Source organism: Roseobacter cerffii, from assembly GCF_054226325.1.
In genome coordinates, this window is sequence record NZ_CM135757.1 from 1,414,244 (window position 1) to 1,431,784 (window position 17,541).

Annotated in this window: 16 protein-coding genes and 1 tRNA gene; 7 read left to right on the forward strand and 10 right to left on the reverse strand. The window is 65.4% G+C overall.

The window, feature by feature from the left end; all coding sequences use genetic code 11:
• Nucleotides 1–35 precede the first annotated feature (35 nt).
• Nucleotides 36–494 (forward strand): GatB/YqeY domain-containing protein, encoded by a 459-nt coding sequence (locus ACVC7O_RS06975; protein WP_458325361.1) that lies wholly within the window; start codon nt 36–38, stop codon nt 492–494.
• A gap of 280 nt (nt 495–774) precedes the next feature.
• A complete protein-coding gene (locus ACVC7O_RS06980) occupies nt 775–1,476 on the forward strand; it encodes a helix-turn-helix transcriptional regulator (RefSeq protein ID WP_458325362.1) in 702 nt (233 codons plus the stop codon).
• On the opposite strand, the gene ACVC7O_RS06985 is transcribed toward ACVC7O_RS06980, so the two are convergent.
• The 5 genes from ACVC7O_RS06985 to ctaD form a co-directional block, all read right to left on the reverse strand.
• Nucleotides 1,473–1,955, reverse strand: coding sequence for a DUF2244 domain-containing protein (locus ACVC7O_RS06985; protein WP_458325363.1), 483 nt, complete (start codon nt 1,953–1,955; stop codon nt 1,473–1,475). The genes ACVC7O_RS06980 and ACVC7O_RS06985 overlap by 4 nt on opposite strands.
• Before the next feature lie 344 nt (nt 1,956–2,299).
• Nucleotides 2,300–2,884 carry a peptidoglycan-binding domain-containing protein gene (locus ACVC7O_RS06990; protein WP_458325364.1) on the reverse strand — a complete coding sequence of 195 codons (585 nt, stop codon included), beginning with the start codon at nt 2,882–2,884 and terminating at the stop codon, nt 2,300–2,302.
• Nucleotides 2,885–2,952: 68 nt separating this feature from the next.
• The gene (locus ACVC7O_RS06995; RefSeq protein WP_458325365.1) at nt 2,953–3,213 is read right to left on the reverse strand and encodes a hypothetical protein; all 261 of its coding nucleotides are present in this window, start codon (nt 3,211–3,213) and stop codon (nt 2,953–2,955) included.
• A gap of 297 nt (nt 3,214–3,510) precedes the next feature.
• Nucleotides 3,511–4,701 carry an MFS transporter gene (locus ACVC7O_RS07000; protein WP_458325366.1) on the reverse strand — a complete coding sequence of 397 codons (1,191 nt, stop codon included), beginning with the start codon at nt 4,699–4,701 and terminating at the stop codon, nt 3,511–3,513.
• Between the two features lie 234 nt (nt 4,702–4,935).
• Nucleotides 4,936–6,606: a cytochrome c oxidase subunit I gene (gene ctaD / locus ACVC7O_RS07005; RefSeq protein WP_458325367.1), complete on the reverse strand. Its 1,671-nt coding sequence runs from the start codon at nt 6,604–6,606 to the stop codon at nt 4,936–4,938.
• 375 nt (nt 6,607–6,981) lie between these two features.
• Here ctaD and ACVC7O_RS07010 point away from each other — a divergent pair, with 375 nt between their 5' ends.
• Both ACVC7O_RS07010 and ACVC7O_RS07015 read left to right on the forward strand, forming a co-directional pair.
• Nucleotides 6,982–8,154 (forward strand): sensor histidine kinase, encoded by a 1,173-nt coding sequence (locus ACVC7O_RS07010; protein WP_458325368.1) that lies wholly within the window; start codon nt 6,982–6,984, stop codon nt 8,152–8,154.
• Nucleotides 8,151–8,576, forward strand: coding sequence for a response regulator (locus tag ACVC7O_RS07015; RefSeq protein ID WP_458325369.1), 426 nt, complete (start codon nt 8,151–8,153; stop codon nt 8,574–8,576). Before ACVC7O_RS07010 ends, ACVC7O_RS07015 begins: the two co-directional genes overlap by 4 nt.
• On the opposite strand, the gene lipB is transcribed toward ACVC7O_RS07015, so the two are convergent.
• Complete coding sequence (lipB, locus tag ACVC7O_RS07020; RefSeq protein ID WP_458325370.1) at nt 8,573–9,283, reverse strand: lipoyl(octanoyl) transferase LipB; 711 nt, start codon at nt 9,281–9,283, stop codon at nt 8,573–8,575. The two genes, ACVC7O_RS07015 and lipB, sit on opposite strands and share 4 nt — an antisense overlap.
• 353 nt (nt 9,284–9,636) lie before the next feature.
• On the opposite strand from lipB, the gene ACVC7O_RS07025 reads away from it, so the two are divergent.
• Together ACVC7O_RS07025 and ACVC7O_RS07030 are read left to right on the forward strand one after the other, a co-directional pair.
• Nucleotides 9,637–9,722: transfer RNA gene (locus tag ACVC7O_RS07025), tRNA-Leu, on the forward strand.
• Nucleotides 9,723–9,846: 124 nt separating this feature from the next.
• The gene (locus tag ACVC7O_RS07030) at nt 9,847–13,065 is read left to right on the forward strand and encodes a 2Fe-2S iron-sulfur cluster-binding protein (protein WP_458325371.1); all 3,219 of its coding nucleotides are present in this window, start codon (nt 9,847–9,849) and stop codon (nt 13,063–13,065) included.
• Nucleotides 13,066–13,302: 237 nt separating this feature from the next.
• On the opposite strand, the gene ACVC7O_RS07035 is transcribed toward ACVC7O_RS07030, so the two are convergent.
• The 3 genes from ACVC7O_RS07035 to ACVC7O_RS07045 all read right to left on the reverse strand — a co-directional run bounded on the left by ACVC7O_RS07035 (nt 13,303) and on the right by ACVC7O_RS07045 (nt 14,940).
• A complete protein-coding gene (locus ACVC7O_RS07035; protein WP_458325372.1) occupies nt 13,303–13,941 on the reverse strand; it encodes a cupin domain-containing protein in 639 nt (212 codons plus the stop codon).
• Nucleotides 13,942–14,030: 89 nt separating this feature from the next.
• The gene (locus ACVC7O_RS07040; protein WP_458325373.1) at nt 14,031–14,516 is read right to left on the reverse strand and encodes a copper chaperone PCu(A)C; all 486 of its coding nucleotides are present in this window, start codon (nt 14,514–14,516) and stop codon (nt 14,031–14,033) included.
• Nucleotides 14,517–14,574: 58 nt separating this feature from the next.
• Nucleotides 14,575–14,940 (reverse strand): hypothetical protein, encoded by a 366-nt coding sequence (locus ACVC7O_RS07045; protein ID WP_458325374.1) that lies wholly within the window; start codon nt 14,938–14,940, stop codon nt 14,575–14,577.
• 134 nt (nt 14,941–15,074) lie between these two features.
• Here ACVC7O_RS07045 and ACVC7O_RS07050 point away from each other — a divergent pair, with 134 nt between their 5' ends.
• Nucleotides 15,075–16,529 carry an aldehyde dehydrogenase family protein gene (locus ACVC7O_RS07050; protein ID WP_458325375.1) on the forward strand — a complete coding sequence of 485 codons (1,455 nt, stop codon included), beginning with the start codon at nt 15,075–15,077 and terminating at the stop codon, nt 16,527–16,529.
• Nucleotides 16,530–16,569: 40 nt separating this feature from the next.
• Here ACVC7O_RS07050 and ACVC7O_RS07055 read toward each other — a convergent pair whose 3' ends face one another.
• Nucleotides 16,570–17,505, reverse strand: a complete 936-nt coding sequence (locus tag ACVC7O_RS07055; protein WP_458325376.1) for an AEC family transporter — start codon at nt 17,503–17,505, stop codon at nt 16,570–16,572.
• Nucleotides 17,506–17,541 lie beyond the last annotated feature (36 nt).

A 17,541-nucleotide genomic window follows, 5' to 3' on the forward strand; every position in this document is an offset into this window, starting at 1 on the left:
TTGCCCCGCCCGCCAGTTTTGAAGGATGCAAAACCATGGAATTGCGTGCGAAGGTTTCCGCCGCATTGAAGCAGGCGATGAAGGACAAGGCGGCCGATCGGCTGTCGACCCTGCGCCTGATCAACGCGGCGATCAAGGACAAGGACATCGCGGCCCGGGCCGAGGGCAATGACGAGGGTGTGGGTGAGGCAGAAGTGCTTGCGATCCTTGGGAAAATGTCCAAGCAACGTCTGGAGAGCGCGCGCGCCTACGAGGAAGGCGGGCGGCTCGACCTGGCCGAGAGCGAGCGTGACGAGATCAAGGTGATCGAAGAATTCCTGCCACAGCAGTTGAGCGAAGCCGAAGCCGAGCAGGCGGTGGCCGACGCGGTGGCTGAAGTGGGTGCGGACAGCATCCGCGACATGGGCAAGGTGATGGCCGTGCTCAAGTCGAAATACACCGGCCAGATGGATTTCGGCACGGTCGGTCCCAAGGTGAAAGCCCGCCTGAGCTAATCGCGCGCGGGGCGGCGCAAGCGAAGCTTGCCAGCGAGCCAATGGGCCCCCCTCCAGCGCCGCGATGCGCGGGCCGTGGTGGGTCTCAACGGACGGGTTTGGGGCCGGTGTGGATCATGGTCATGGTTGGACCACCGGCCCAGACCAAGCCGCAGCATCGTGTAGTGATCGTAAGACGACATGGCACCTCTCGCTTTTTTGCAGGTATGGCAGAGGGCTGCTGACAAGACGCTGTCAGTGGTCGGTGCTAGGATGTCAGCAGTGAGGGAGGGAGGTGCACATGCCCCGGTCTGATCGGCTGTTCGAAATCATCCAGATGCTGCGCGCTGCCCGCGCGCCGATGACGGCGGATGCGCTGGCGCAGCGTCTCGAAGTGTCCAAACGCACGGTTTACCGCGATATCGCGACGTTGCAGGCGCGGCAGACGCCTATCGAGGGCGAGGCGGGGATCGGCTACATGATGCGGGCGGGCTACGATCTGCCGCCGCTCAATTTCGACGCCGAAGAGATCGAAGCGCTGCGGGTCGGCCTGGCCATGCTGACACGCACCGGAGACGGCGGGCTGCAGGCTGCGGCGCATCGCATCCATCGGAAAATCGACGCCTTGCACGGGCCCGCCGACTGGTTGCAGGTCTCGTCCTGGGGGGCGGCGCCGGACGACCCCTGCAAGGGATGTGTGTCGATGGCGTCCTTGCGAGATGCCATTCGCCGCGCTGTGAAGCTCCGGCTCACCTACCGCGACGAAGCGGGCACCGAGACCGCGCGCGTGGTGCGGCCGCTGGCGCTTGTCTATCACGTGGAATGCGTGATGTTGGCCGGGTGGTGCGAGTTGCGTGGCGGGTTCCGGCACTTCCGCACCGACCGGATGGAGGACTGCACCGCGCTGGACGTTTCATTTGCTGACCAGGTGGCGACCCTGCGAGCGCTATGGGTCGAAGAAAACCAATGGGATCAACGTGATCTGGCGCTTTCCGAAGGCTAGCGGCGCCAGGCAATCTGCAGCTCGTCGTAGAGCGAGACGCGCTCTTCCTCGCTGAGGAAAGCACCGATTTCCACCTCGCGCCCCATGCCCTTGAGGGTCACGTAGTGGGGCACCGGGCCGTCCTTTTCGTACTTGGTGATCGTGGTCCAATAGCGGTTGCAATCCCATGTCTGCACCGCCCCCGAAGGTTCCTCGCGCACCAGGTGGGCGGCCTCGTCGTCGAGTGTCAGCGTTTCGGTGATCTGTCGCGCGCGGTAGTTGCGTTGCAGCGCGAAGTAGATACCCCAGACGGCCGCGAGCAGGAACGGCAGCAGGCCCCACAGGATGGGGGAGCCCAGAAGCGGCAGGGTGGGAATGCAGATCAGCGTGAAGGTCGTCAGAACGAAGGCGGCCATGCCGCGGGCTGGCAGCGAGTTGTGCGGCCAGAGCTTGAGCGTCTGCGGGCTGGTGCCAGGTTCTGAGATCCACTGATACGGCATGGCCGGTAACCTAGCCAGCGATCCGCTTTGAGGCAATGCGACAGGTGGGCTCTGCGTCGCCCGCAGCGCCGTGCGGGACCCACCGCACGGTGGTGCGGGCGAATCGCCGGGTTAATGCTTATTTTCATGGCAAAACCGGTGTCGGTATCGCGTCGGTAAAACATCGGTATTACGTCGGTGTTTGGGTCGGTATCCGCCGCCACTAACAGACCGTGCGCTGCCAGAAAAGCCCGCCGCGGGGCGGTGAGGCCAACCGCGGCGGTAGTCATCCGTGATGCCAAAAAGGGACGTTGGCTGCGCCGAAGGCAGACCGGCGCAGCGGGCCTCACGGAACCCTGAAAGGTTTAGAAGCCTTCGTTGAAGGCCCGCTGATCGCTGTAGCCATTCGTCTGGGTGGTGTTGGCACCGCTGGCAAACTCCGCGCGGTAGGTCTTGAGCAGGCCGCGGGTGCCATCGGGGTTGGCCGCGATTTGACGGAAGGTCTGATCGCCACCGGCCTGAGCCCGGTTGTAGGAGCGCAGCAGCAGCTCTTTCTCAAAGGAGGTCAGCTGTCCGCTGGGCGCGTAGCCCATATAGCTCTGGTAGTCGGAAATGGCCGACCGGCTCTGACGGCCCAACTGGCCATCGACCGTGCCCGCGTTGAAGCCGAAATAGTTCAGCGACGTCTGGATTTCGCGGCCTTCCTGCGTGGCAGGGATCGACGAGCGATATGTGCGCTGGGTCGTGCCGCTCTGACGGACCGTGGGGGCGCGATAGACCGGCTGGGGCTGGGCGCGGTTGCGGTCCACGTTCTTCTGGATCTGCGACCCGACGACGCCGCCAATGATGGCGCCGGCGATGAAGTCTTTCCCGTCAGCGGCGACCCGGGCAGCGGGGGCGAAGGCGATGGCCGCGGCAAGCGCGGCAGATGTCATACGTGTCGAGAACATGTGTCTCTCCTCTCACTCTCTCTGGCGGGTCAACGCGCAGGCCGCGGCGGCTGTTCCATCCTGCGGCCTCACGACCGTTCACGGCGGCGTTCCGGCGGAGATACGCCCCATTTGGCCGCTCGGCTCGGCAGAAAAGCACCGGATGGTGCTTTGAGGGTCGGGCTTTGCTCCTGAGTGCGCCGGGCGCGCCGGGCCAGCCGTTCCAGGTCTGCGGCCAGCGTGATCAGCCGTGCAATGCGGGCCGCATCCCGCTGCAGGGCGATGGTATAGGCGCGGTCCTGCACCTGTGCCGCACAGCGCTCAAGGCTGAGCGCCACGTCTTCCAGCACGCCATTGGGCTGAGGCGCCTTGGCCGGGCCCGCGCATGTTACGTCGCTACGTGACAGGGCATCAGGTGACGGTGCCCTTGGTGTATTTCAGCACGCCGGAGCCGAGGCCGCGGATCGCGGCAGAGGCATGGTCGCTCACGTTGAGCTTGTCGGAGACCCGGCGGGTCAGCGTGTCGACGGTGTGGGGCGAGATGTCGAGAGTAGTGCAGGCGCATGGCCTGCCCAGGGGGGGCCGTTGGCGGGTTAGCCGCGCCAGCGCCTTGTTGCGGGACGCGTGCACGTGGCGCGCGCGCGTCTTTAAGTCTCGACCGCAGCCCGCCGGCCCATCGCAAGGGTTGCGAGAGCCAGAAGCACGATCCCGGCGGAGATCAGGGCGAGCACCGCCCAGCCGAGGCTTGACACCACGACGCCCGCGGCAAAGGCGCAGAGGGTGGAGACAAGCGCGATGATCGTATCATTCGCCCCCTGGACCGCGGCCTTCTCGGCCTCGGGCACCGCAGCGTCCAGCATCGTCGTGGCGCCGATGAAGCCGAAGTTCCACCCGACGCCCAGGACGATCAGGGCGCCGTAGAAGTGCAGTGCAGAGAGGCCTAGTGCGGCAGAGAGGGCTGCTGCGATGATCATGGCAAGCCCGCCCATCGCAATCTTCTGTGCGCCGAAGCGCTTGATCAGGAAGCCGGTGGCAAAGCTCGGGGCAAACATGGCCACGATGTGCCAGCGGACCACGTCGCTGGCGGTCGCCTCGCTGAAGCCGCATCCGACCATGGCAATGGGCGTCGGGATCATCAGGAAGACCATGACCCCCTGTGACACCGCGGCGATGCCGATGGCCCGCCGGACAGGGCGGCGCTGAAGTGCCGCGCGTGCCGCGGCCCATCTGGGGGATGTGGCGGTGGCAGGTCTCTGCGGCCGCGGCATCCGGACGGCGGCGAGGGGGACCAGGCCGAGCAGAGCAATCAGGCCCGTTGCGGCATAGGCGCCTGCAAAGGGGATGGGCGCGAGCGCGTCCTTCGCCGCGATGAACACCTGTGGTCCGACAACTGCCGCGACCAGCAGGGAGCTGAGCATGAGCGAGATGGCAACGGGGCGCCAGACGGTCGCGACCACCTCGCCCGCGGCGAAGCGGAAGTACTGAAAGGAGGCCCAACCGGCCCCCATCAGGAAATGCGCCGCACAGAGCAGGGCGAAGTTCTGGGCATAGAGCGCCTGGGTGGCTGCGACCGCGCCGAGGAGCGTCATCAGCCCGCCGAGGGCAAAGCCCGCGCGCCGCCCCATCCGCCCCATGAGCAGTGAAAACGGGGCCGCGGCGATCATGCCGGCCAGTGTCTGGACCGAGGAGGGCAGCGTTGCGAGGGTTGGGCTCGGGGCCAGCATCAGCCCCGCCAGGCCGCCGAGAATGAGCTGGATGGGAAATGCCGCGCCGAAGATCGTGTTGGCCAGCAGGAGGCCCGCGAAGTTCCGGTTTTGAAGAATGGACGCCACGGACATGGAGAGCAGGCCTTTGAACTTGCATGTGCTCGTTATGTTGTAGGGCGGCTGGCGACGTCTTCACCGTCGAAGAGGGGACATTCGTGTTGTGCGCTGACAAGGCCGGGGTGGGGGGCGTCCGGGCGCGGGTGTGGCTGGTCCATGAGGCCGGTGTCGCGGGGGACCGATAGGCTTGGCAGAGGCGCATAGAAAAAGGCCCCGGAGGTGATCCGGGGCCTTCTTTGGGTGTGGCTATCAGTGGGCCGGGTGCTTGTCCCAGTCTTCCTGCTTGGGCAGCTGCTCGAACGTGTGTTCGGGCGGCGGGCTGGGCAGGGTCCACTCCAGCGTGTCGGCATATTCGTTCCACGGGTTGCTCTCGGTCGCGGGTTTGCCTTTCCGCAGGGCGTAGAACATCACGCCGAAGAAGAACAGGAAGGACGCGAAGCTGATGAAGGCACCGACGCTTGACCACCAGTTCCAGTAAGCGAAAGCATCCGGGTAGTCGATGTAGCGGCGCGGCATGCCCTGGCGACCCAGGAAGTGCTGTGGGAAGAAGGTCAGGTTTGCGCCGATGAAGAACGCCCAGAAGTGCAGCTTGCCCGCCCATTCAGGGTACATCTTGCCGGTCATCTTCGGGAAGTAGAAGTAGATACCGGCGAAGATGGCGAAGACGGCACCGAGGCTCATCACATAGTGGAAGTGCGCCACCACGTAGTATGTGTCGTGGTAATAGCGGTCCACGGCAGCCTGCGACAGAACGATGCCTGTGACGCCGCCCACGGTGAAGAGGAAGAGGAAGCCGAAGGCCCAGAGCATCGGTGTTTCGAAAGTCACCGACCCGCCCCACATGGTGGCGATCCAGCTGAAGATCTTCACGCCGGTGGGCACCGCGATGACCATGGTCGCGAGCATGAAATAGGCCTGCTGGTTGAGCGACATGCCCACGGTGTACATGTGGTGCGCCCAGACCACGAAGCCCAAGGCGCCGATGGCGATCAGGGCCCAGACCATCGGCAGGTAGCCGAAGATCGGCTTGCGCGCGAAGGTCGCGATGACGTGGCTGATGATGCCGAAGCCGGGCAGGATTACGATGTAGACCTCGGGGTGGCCGAAAAACCACAGGATGTGCTGGTAAAGCACCGGGTCGCCGCCGCCTGCGGGATCGAAGAAGGTGAAGCCGAAGTTGCGGTCCATCAGCAGCATGGTGATCGCACCCGCCAGCACCGGCAGCGACAGCAGGATCAGCCAGGATGTCACGAAGATCGACCAGGAGAACAGCGGCACCTTGAAGAGCGTCATGCCGGGCGCGCGCATGTTCAGGAAGGTGGTGATCATGTTAATGGCACCGAGGATCGAGGAGGCGCCCGAGACGTGCACCGCGAAGATCGCGAGATCCATCGAGAAGCCACCCTCAAGCGTCGAGAGCGGCGGGTAGAGCACCCAGCCCACGCCCGAGCCCGACTGATCATTGCCGCCCGGCGCCAGCACCGAGCAGATCGCCAGCGAGGTGCCTGCGACGTAGAGCCAGAACGACAGGTTGTTCATGCGCGGGAAGGCCATATCGGGCGCCCCGATCTGCAAGGGCATGAAATAATTGCCAAATCCGCCGAAGAGGGCTGGGATCACGACAAAGAACATCATCAGGATGCCGTGGCCGGTGATCAGCACGTTCCACAAATGCCCATTGGGGGTGCAAGCCTCGCCTGACGAGAACAGACGTGCCCCTTCCATGCACATATATTGAACGCCCGGATCCATCAGCTCCAGCCGCATGTAGACGGTGAAGGCGACCGAGATGAAGCCGGCGAGAGCCGACGTGATCAGGTACAGGATACCGATGTCTTTGTGGTTTGTGGACATGAACCATCGGGTAAAGAACCCGCGTTCATCATGGTGTTCGTGGCCATGAACGGCTGCGTCAGCCATGCTCGTGCCTCCTTGTTGTCGTCGTGGTTGCGATGCGGCGGTTCCCATGCCGCATAGCAGAGTCCCGATGGTTTTAGAGGGAGTTGTCTTAAGGAGCAATGATCGTAATTGCCGCAGCCCCAGAAAATTTGTGCGCAGGCGGCGCGGAGGGCGGCTGCCCGCGCTGATTGAAAATATTAGGATCAATTTAACCGATCCGGGCCGCTGTTTACGCAGGCTTAAGCTTCGTCGGACAGTATGACGGGTGGAGTGGTCAAGGTCCCGACGGGCCAAGTGTGTGTGAGAGTCGATAAGATAATGCGGGCGATCCTTCCTCAATGCGCTGAAGCAGCGCCGGTCCCCGCCGGCGATCGCAGCACTGAATTCTGGGAAAAGATGGCGGATATCGTTCCGGGCATCATCTATATCTTCAATCAGCAAACCATGTCGAACGAATATGCCAACCGGTCCGTGATGGACCTTCTGGGCTATTCGGAGGTCGAAGTACGGGACATGGGCACCGATATGCTGAAAACAGTTGTGCTGCCCGAGGATCAGCCCGCGCTGTTTCGCTATCTCGACGGTTTGCGCGAGCTCTCGGAGGGAGAGGACAGTTCGCACGAATACCGGGTGCGGCGGCGCGACGGGACGGTCCGGTGGCTCTGCAGCATCGATACGGTGTTTGAAAAGGCCCCGGATGGTGGCGTGCTGCGGCACATTGGTATCGCCCTCGACATCACGCGTCAGAAGACCGCCGAGGCGGAGCTGCGCGCAATCAACGACGAGCTTGAGGCACGGGTCAAGGCCAGGACCGAAGAGCTGGAGGCACTCAACGTTGAGTTGGGCACCTGCATGGCGCAGCGCACCGCCGAGCTGAACGACATCAATCGCGACATGAAAGACCTGACCTATGTGGCGACCCATGATCTGAAGGTGCCGGTCAACAACATGAGCAGCCTGACGCATATGCTGAGCGAGGCGGAACCGCTGTTGCCGCCGGAGCATGTAGAGACGCTGGGCTGGCTGCGCGATGTCGCCGATCAGGCGAGCGAGAAGCTCGATGCGCTGATCTGCGTGGCCCAGGCGCATTCGGGCGCGTTGAAGGGGTTTCAGGAGGTCGATCTCGCCGAGGTGACCGAGCGCGCGCTGGTCAATCTGCATTTCCAGATCAGCCGCGCGCGGGCGGTGATCAAGACCGGGTTTGAGCAGCCTTCCGTCTGGTTTGTGCCGCGGGAGATGGAGCATATCCTGCAATCCATGATCGGCAACGCGGTGAAGTATCACGAGCCGGGGCGCAGGCCGCGGATCAATGTGTTGTCGCGCCAGCTCGACGATCACGTGGAAATCTCGATCCGCGACAATGGCACCGGGCTTGACCTGCCGCGGGACGCGGAGAAGGTGTTTGGCCTCTTCAAACGTGCGCATACGACGCCCGATGGCGCGGGGGTGTCGCTCTATTCGATCCGGCGGGTGTTGGAGCGGGTGGGCGGAACCATCGATGTGACCAGCAAACCGGGGCGGGGCAGCTGTTTCTCGATCTGCCTGCCCAACCGGCCCGAGCCGTCATGACCGCGCCCGCGTTGCAAAAGGTGCTGCTTGTCGATGACGACAAGGTGACGAACCTGATGCACGGGCGCCTGATCCGGCGCAGCGGGCTGATCGGCGAGATCGATGTGGCCACCGATGGTGTGGCCGCGCTCGACTATCTGGATGCACGCACCGCGGCGGGTGAGGCCTGGCCCGAGCTGATCCTGCTCGACATCAACATGCCCCGGATGGGCGGGTTCGAATTTCTGGAGAACTATGCGGCCCTGCCGGAGCAGATGCGGGCGGCGGATCCGGTGATCGTGATGCTGTCAACGTCGATCTTGCGGGCCGATCACGAGCGGGCCGAGGCAGACCCGCATGTGCATGCCTTTGTCAGCAAACCGATGCAGAGCGAGGATATCGCGGGTTTCGTCGACGCTTGCCAGAGCCGGTGCGCCAGCTAGCTGTCCGCCCCCGCATGTGAAGCCTCAGGAATGACGGCCTGCGGCGGGTCAACCGGCGCATCGCCGAAGACCTGTTCAAACGCCGCGCGCAGAGCCACGTCCACATCCGGCAGACCCACCGGCAGGCCAAGATCGACAAGGCTTGTGACCCCATGTTCGCGGATCCCGCAGGGCACGATGCCGTCGAAATGGCTCAGATCCGGGTCCACGTTCAGCGAAATGCCGTGAAAGCTGATCCATTTGCGCAGTCGGATGCCGATGGCGGCGATCTTGTCCTCGGCGGGGCTGCCATCGGGCTGTGGCGGTTTTTCGGGCCGTTCGACCCAGACGCCCACCCGCCCTGCGCGCACGACGCCGGTGACGTTGAAGGCGTCGAGCGTGGCGATCACCCAGGCTTCAAGCTGCTGGACGAAGCGGCGCACGTCGCGGCCGCGTCGGCCCACGTCGAGCAGCACGTAGGCAACGCGCTGGCCGGGCCCGTGGTAGGTGTACTGCCCACCGCGCCGCGTGGGGTAGACGGGGAAACGCCGCGGGTCGGTGAGGTCTTCGGCGCGGGCGCTGGTGCCGGCGGAGTAGAGCGGCGGGTGCTCAACCAGCCAGATGCATTCAGGCGCGGTGCCCGCGGCGATTGCGTCCGCCCGGGCCTCCATCCAGGCCTCCGCCGCGCGGTAGTCGGTCAGCCCGTCGGTTACGATCCACTCCACCATGGGGGTGGTCTATCGCAGGGACGGGCGCACGGAAAGCCCCGGCTTCTGCGGTGTAGGAGGCCGGGTCGTGGTGGGCGCGGCGACACGGAGGAGATTGGAATGAGGGCTGCAAGCGGTCGGGGTGGTTGCTTCGCGAAACCGGTCTCCCGACGTACGCGGAGTCGGCGGGGCTCAATCGGCGAGGTTCGACGCCACGGCTTGTTCGAGGAGCATGTCGGCCGTCTCCGGCCACGGTCTTCTGAAGAAAGCCGGCGGATACACCCTGTGCCCCTCCTGCACCAGCGCGATTTGCTGAAAATGGCTCTTCACAACCGCGGGCGGGCAGGCTAAAGACCTCCAACATTCTAAAGCGTGCGGATGTGGCGGAATGGTAGACGCGCAGCGTTGAGGTCGCTGTGGGGTAACACCCGTGGAAGTTCGAGTCTTCTCATCCGCACCACTCCCACCCTCCAGAGCTTTGTCATTACGTCACTCGCCCCTCACGCGAGTGTGCGTGTTTGGTTTTTGACATCCCCTGCCGTGGCGCGCTAGGCCGCTTGGACGCTGCGCGCAAAGGACAGGATTTGACCGCCCGCCTTTTTTCGACCCGACACCGGCCGTTCCATCTGGGGCCGTTTCCGCTGGAGCGCTTGGCGCGGCACGCGGGGATGCCGGATATGACCCGGGTACCGCCGATGCAGCCTGTCTCCTTTGATCGGGGCGAGGTGCCTGCCTCGCTGGTCAATGCGATGGCGGAGTACCAGGCGATGCTGGACGCGATCCGGGACGGGCTGATCAACCGTGCGCCCTCGCGATGCCCCGACGATCCTGAGGAGCGGGCGCGGCATATCAAGTCCTTTGGGTATTTCCAGGATGCGCCAATGGTCGGCATTGGGCGGCTGGCGGCGGAGAATATGCTGGAGGTGCCGCTGCGCAATCCGGGCATCGACCGGCTCGCCGAGGAGCTGCGCACGCGCCAGACCCAGACGCTGGCGGCGGGCATCGACACCATTATGGCCGATCTGCGGGATAGCATGACAGCGCCGCCGCGCACGATTTCCGCGCATCGCTATACGGTGGTGTTCCTCTATGACTACAGCCGCGAGCCGGACGCGGGAGAGCCGGGGTATGACTGGATCGCAGAGGCGCATCAACAGCGGGCAGCGCTGCGCGCGAGTGAGACAGCGGTGATCATCGCGGGGTATCTGCGGGTGCTGGGGCATGACGCCAAGGCGCATACCGCGACATCGTCGGATGTGGACCTGAACAAGCTGGCGGTTGGCGCGGGTTTGGCGACGGTGGAAGAGGGCGTGCTGGTCAACCCCTATGTCGGGTCGCGGTTTCAGGTGGCGGCGGTGACCACCGATTTCGAGATGACGCCGGACAGGCCGCTGGTGCCCCTGGCGGAGCAGCCGAAATCCATCCACGGGCTGGCCTGGAAGCTGGGCAAGGGCGCGCCGAAGAGTGCGCGGACGCTCGATCCTTACGCCAAGCGGCGCTATGCGGACGGGCCGCACCCGTTCGAGACGCTCAAGCGGGTGGACAGACCCACGACCTATATCGACGAGGCGCGGGTGGCGCGGGTGCCGAAGCGCACGGACATGTTTGCGCGGGCGCAGTTTGGCGACATCGGCAAGGCCAACCAGCGGGCGACGACAGGCGGGTATTTTGCGCAGAAAGCGCCGATCAGCAATGCGATCCGGCGGCCCTCGGGCGCGCTGTTGCTGCTGCAGCAGGGCGCCGTGGCGCCAGAGATCGACCCGAGCGCCCGCGAGGCGGCGCGCAATGCGGAAGGGATCAAAGCGGCGGCCTATTTCATGGGCGCGGATGCGGTGGGCATCTCGCGCTGTCCGGAGTGGGCGTGGTATTCGCATGATGCGGTGGGCGAGCCGATCACGCCCACCCATGACAACGCGATCAGCCTGATCATTGATCAGGGGTTCGACACCACCGAGGGCTCCTCGGGGGATGACTGGATCGCGGTCACGCAATCGATGCGGGCGTATTTGCGGTTTTCGCTGTTGGGGGGCGTGATTGGCAAGCAGATCCGCAATCTGGGCTATGAGGCCCGGGTGCATACGAACCTCGACGGGGAGGTGTTGCAGCCGCCTCTGTTGTTGCTCTCCGGGCTCGGTGAGGTGAGCCGGATTGGCGAGGTGATCGTGAACCCCTTTCTGGGGCCGCGGCTGAAGTCGGGCTGTATCACCACGACCATGCCGCTGGCCCATGACAAGCCCATCGACTTCGGGATGCAGGCATTTTGCGAGGCCTGCAACAAATGTGCGCGGGAGTGCCCCTCGGGGGCGATAACGGCGGGGCCGAAGCTGATGTTCAACGGCTATGAGATCTGGAAATCCGACAGCCAGAAGTGCATCACCTATCGGCTCACACAGGAGGGGGGCTCGATGTGTGGGCGCTGCATGAAGACCTGCCCGTGGAACATGGAAGGGCTGGAGCACGAAAAGCCGCTGCGCTGGATCGCGATGAATGTGCCCGCGATGGCTGGGGTGCTGGCGAAGGCGGATGATCTGGTGGGCAATGGCGGGATCAACCCGCAGAAGCGCTGGTGGTGGGATCTGAAGGTGAACGACGAGGGGGGCTTTGAGCCTTCTGAGGTGCCTGCAAACGCGCGCGCGTTGCAGACCGATCTGAAGCTCGACTATGCGGATCAGACCTTGGCCGTGTACCCCGCGACCCTGGCGCCGCCGCCTTATCCCTTTCCCTTCCCGATGGATCGGGAGAAGGGGATCGAGGCCTACCAGGCGCTGATCACGGCGGAGGAGTACCAGGCGCGGCTGGACCGGGGCGAGACCGATGGTCTGGCGCACACCTACTTGGGCGCAGGCGAGGCGCCGGTGATCCGGGTGCGGGTGGCCAAGGTGACGGCGCTGACGCGGGAGATCAGCCTTTACGAGCTGCGCAGCCTGGATGGCAGTGACCTGCCCGCCTGGGAGGCGGGGGCGCATCTCGATGTGGTGGTGGCGCCGGAGTTCTTTCGTCAGTTCTCGCTCTGCGGGAATCCGGGGGACCGGTCGCGGTACCAGGTGGCGGTGCTGCGCGAAGAGGGCGGGCGCGGCGGCTCGAAGTTGATGCACAAGATCTTCACGGAAGGCCGGAAGGTCTTTGTGTCGAAGCCGATCAATCACTTCCCGCTGGTGGAGGGGGCGTCAAAGCATATCCTGATGGGCGGCGGGATCGGGATCACGCCGATGCTGGCGTTCGCGCATGCGTGTCATGCGAAAGGCGCGGAGTTTGCGCTGCATTACTCGGTGTCTTCCGGGGCGGAGGCGGCGTTTCTCGATCTGCTGAGGGCGGTGCCCTGGGCGGATCGGGCGACGGTGCATAACTCGGCGGCAGGCACGCGCGCCGATCTGGATGAGGTTTTGGCGGGGTATGCACCCGGCTGGCACGTCTATGCTTGCGGGCCGGACGCTTACATGCGCGCGGTGACGGACGCAGCCACGCGGCAGGGCTTTCCCGAGGCGGCGCAGCATGTCGAGTATTTCTCGGTGCCGGAGGTGCCGGACTATGAGAACCATGCGTTCACCTTGCGGCTGGCGCGGTCGCAGCGCGATCTGCAGGTGCCTGCAGATCGCGCTGCGACCGATGTGCTCCGCGACAACGGGATCGCCGTGGATGTGAAGTGTTCCGACGGGCTCTGCGGAGTGTGTAAATGCGGGCTGATTTCCGGTGAGGTCGAGCATCGCGATTTCGTCCTGTCGAAGGCGCAGCGCGAGGGGGCGATCATCCTGTGCCAGAGCCGCGCGGCAGAGCCGGGCGGGGTGGTGGAGGTTGATCTTTAGGCGTGGTCTGTGCTGGTCGCTCAGTTCAGTGAACCAAGGGCATCGCCCGACCTAGAGGGCGTTTCTATCCGAACAGCTGCTTACGTGATTGCGAAATGCGGTGGTGGTGCGCTGTTTGAGGCGTCGCAAAATCGCCCTCCGGGGGGAGGTCGGGCGATGCCCGGCGTTGCCGCCGGGCGGGACATCTTCACCGTCGCACTCTAAAAGCCATGGGTTGGCCAAGATGCGGTCTGACTTCTAGGTCGGCGCGTGGGCGAGGTGGCCGGATTTGATCCAGACGCGGGCGCCCTCGGGGCCTGCGGTGGCGGAGCTGGCCGTGCCCGTGGGCAGGCGTAGCCAGTCCCAGGGGCCTAGCGTTTCGCCCGCTTCTTCGAAGCCGCCCTCAATCACGAAGAGCTCCATGCCGCCCGGGGCGTCGAGATCGACGGTCGTTCCAGGCGCCCACAGCGCCACGCGGACCTCTTCGAAGTCGTCGCGGTGCAGCAGTTGAGCGTCCTGCGCCGGGTCGAGATCGACGCGGACCTGCGTGCGATCTGCCGGGTCGAACTGGTGCAGTTTCACCAGGATCGTGGCCCCCTCGGGTGCGGAGGGCGTGTGGCTGGAGGTTGGCGGGTTGCGCACATAGGTGCCCGTCGGGAAGGCGCCGTGCTCGTCGCAGAAGGTGCCGTCGAGCACCAGGTATTCCTCGCCGCCGTCATGGGTATGGGCGGAAAACGCGCTGCCGGGGGCATAACGTACAATGGTCGTGGCACGGGCGACCTCGTCGCCGATCCGGTCGAGCATCTTGCGGTCGACACCGGGCATGGGCGAGGCGATCCAGTCGTTCTCGGAAAACCGCACCAGCGCGCGTTGGGTAAAATCGGCGTTCAGTCGCATGTGAGCCTCCGCTGTCTCTGGAGCCCCTGCATGGGCGATTCTGGCCGCGATGTGAAGAGCGGGGCCCCGGTTGAGGCCCCGCGCACAGGTCAGTTTGACATGCCGTGACTGGAATGGTCGTGTTCCGCGGCGGCGCCGCGTTCCTCGATGCTGAACTGCACCTCGAGTTCGCCTGCGGTCTCGAAGATCAGCGTTGCGGGGATTTTCTCGCCCACGTCAAAGCCATCGCCGCCGAGGCCCATGAACATGACGTGCAGCCCGCCTGGTTCGAGCGCGACAGTCTCGCCCGCGGGGATTTCGATGGCCTCAACATGCATCATGCGGGCGACGCCATCTTTCTCTTCGGTGGTGTGCAGCTCGACCTTGGGGAAGTCGGCGCGCACGCCAATCAGCTTGTCGTCGGTGTCGCCGGTGTTGGTGATGGTGAGGTAGCCGCCACCCGACTTTGCAGTCGGTGCGGTGTTGAAGGCCATCGGGTGGTCGATGACCAGATCGCCGACAGTGTAGTCATGCGCGAAGGCGGCGGTGGACAGGGCAAAGAGCGCGGCGGAGGCCGCAAGTGTGAGACGTGTCATGATGTGATCCTCTGGTGAAGCGCTGCTGGGCGCCGAAAAATTCGGGTGTAGTACGGGATCATCCAAAGGGGGGCGCGCGGCTCGGCGGTCTGACGTCCGTGTGCTCCGGCGCTGCAAACGGGGCTGGTACGCCCGCGTGTTCGACCCGCGCGTACCGCAGCGGGGCCGTGGTGTCTGGCGTGTGGTCCGGGGCGAGCGCATTGGCGCTGATGCGGCAGGCGTCGCAGCCCGCGGTGAGGTGATGCGCCACCCCGGCCTCGCCGCAGAGCTCGGCGAGCGTACCGCCCATGCTGAGATAGGCGAGCAGATCCGGTGTCTGGCTGCCTTGTGTCACGCGATGCGTGAAGGCCGCCGCCGACATGGCGAGGCTGGCCAGAAGCACAAGCGCGAGACCCGCGCGGGAGAGAGCAGACCGGAGTGTCATCCTCTCTGTCTTAGGCATTGCGGCGCGCAGCGTCCAGAGCGCGCGCGGGCTTGCGCGGCTCTGTCGCGGCACGGATCGGGCTTGACGGGTCCGCGCGGCGGTGCCCTGATCGGCGGGCAGGAGGAGGGCGCAACATGACCGTAAACCCATTGGGGCTCGACCCCGCGCAGTGTCTCATTGGCGGGGTCTGGCGGGCCCCGGCGGACGGCGCGGTGCTGCCGCTGATTGACCCGTCGACGGGGGCGGAGCTGTGCGAGATCGCGCGGGGGCAGGCGGCGGACATTGATGCCGCCGTGACGGCGGCGCAATCGGCTCTGGCGGGTGATTGGGGCCGGGCGACGGCGGGGGAGCGAGGTCGGGTGCTCGCGCGCATCGGCCAGTTGGTGCAGGAGCAGGCGGAACATCTGGCAGAACTGGAAGCGCGTGATGTGGGCAAGCCGCTCACCCAGGCGCGGGCGGATGTGACAGCGCTCGCGCGGTACATGGAGTTCTATGCAGGTGCGGCGGACAAGGTGCATGGGCAAACGATCCCCTATCTCGACGGCTATACGGTCTATACCCTGCGGGAGCCGCACGGGGTCACGGGGCATATCGTGCCGTGGAACTACCCGATGCAGATCATCGGGCGGTCGGTGGGCGCAGCGCTGGCGATGGGCAACGCCTGTGTGCTGAAGCCGGCGGAGGAGGCCTGCCTGACGGCGCTGGCCTTTGGCGAACTGGCGCAGCGGGCCGGGTTGCCTGCAGGCGCGCTGAACGTGGTGCCGGGGCTGGGGGCGGAGGCGGGGGCGGCGCTCGCCGCGCATCCGGGTGTGAGCCATGTGTCCTTCACCGGGTCGGTTGAAGTTGGCAAACTGGTGCAGCAGGCGGCGGGGGCCAATGTGGTGCCGGTGACGCTGGAGCTGGGGGGCAAGTCGCCACAGCTGGTGTTCGACGATGCGGATCTCGACGACGCGCTGCCATTTCTGGTGAACGCAGGCGTTCAGAATGCGGGACAGACCTGTTCCGCCGCCTCGCGCATCCTGGTGCAACGCGGCGTCTACGATCAGGTGGTCGCGGCCATGGCCGCGCGGTATCGCGGCTTGCGTGTGGGGCCTGCGCTGGATGATCGCGACGTGGGGCCGCTGATTTCAGAGCGCCAGCGCGCGCGGGTCGAGGGGTTTCTGGCGCATGGCCGCGATCTGGAGGTGGCCGGGCAGGCCATGTTGCCGGGTGATCTGCCAGAGGGTGGGGCCTATGTGACGCCGACGCTCTTTGCCGGGGCAGCGCCGGACCATGTGCTGGCGCAGGACGAGGTCTTTGGCCCGGTGCAGGTGGTGATCCCCTTTGAAGACGAGACCGAAGCGCTGGCGATTGCCAATGGCACGGCTTACGGGCTGGTCGCGTCGGTCTGGACGCGGGACGGGGCGCGGCAGATGCGGCTGGCGAAGGCGCTGCGGGCGGGGCAGGTGTTTCTGAACAACTATGGTGCGGGCGGCGGGGTCGAACTGCCCTTTGGCGGCACTGGGCTGTCGGGGCATGGGCGCGAGAAGGGGTTCGAGGCACTTTACGGGTTCTCGGCACTGAAGACGGTGGCCGCTCGGCATGGGTAGGGGGCTGTCCGCTTTGCCAGACCGGGACATGCGTCAGGCGTCAGAGCGTCCCAAGCGCCATCAGCCAGAGCCAGACCGTGATCACCGACGCACCGGTGGCGATGAGGACGGAGGAGGCGGCGACCCGTTTTGCGCGCCCGTACATGTTGGCGAAGATATAGGTGTTGACGCCGGGCGCCATGGCCGCCGTGAGCACGCCGGAGCGGAACGCGTCGGTCGGCAGGCTCTGCAGGCTGCCAAAGAGCCAGACGAGGGCGGGGTGCAGCACCAGCCCGATGGCGCAGACCATCGCGATGGTGCGGCCATCGCCTTCGGGGCGGTACTGGAAGAGCACGCCGCCAAGCGCGAAGAGGGCGGCGGGCAGGGCGGCCCGGGCGACGAGGGTCAGCGCATCATCGACCACTGCAGGCACCGTGACGCCGGAGAGGTTGACGACGAAACCTAGCGCGATGGCGAGCACCAGCGCGTTGCGGAACATCGCGCGTGCCACGCCGCGCAGCATCACCAGCGGGGACTGGCCGCGGTTGCGCACGATTTCCATCGCAGTGATGCCGAGCCCATAGCAGAAGGGCGAGTGGATCGCGACGATGGCGAAATTGCCGGTGAGCGCCTCTGGCCCATAGGCGCGTTCGGTGATCGGCAGGCCGAGCAGCACGGAGTTGGAAAAGAGGCAGCAAAAGCCGATGGCGACGCAGTCTTCCCAATCGCGGTTGAAGAACAGCCGGGCGCCGATCAGCCCGGCGGCAAAGCAGAGGCCGGCGCCCGCATAGAAGCTGCCGAGCAGGGCGGGATCGAAGGAGGTGCCGAGGTCGATCTTGGCGATGGCCTGGAAGAGCAGGCAGGGGATGGCGAAATGCTGGGTGAAGTTCATCACGCCGTCGATGCCCGCCTCGGGGAAGAGCTTGCGCCAGACCGCGACATAGCCAAAGCCGATGACCAGAAACACGGGCAGGATGACGTCGAGCAGGGTCTGCATGGGCGGGCCTTTGCGCGCAAGTGCTGGGCGCGTGGG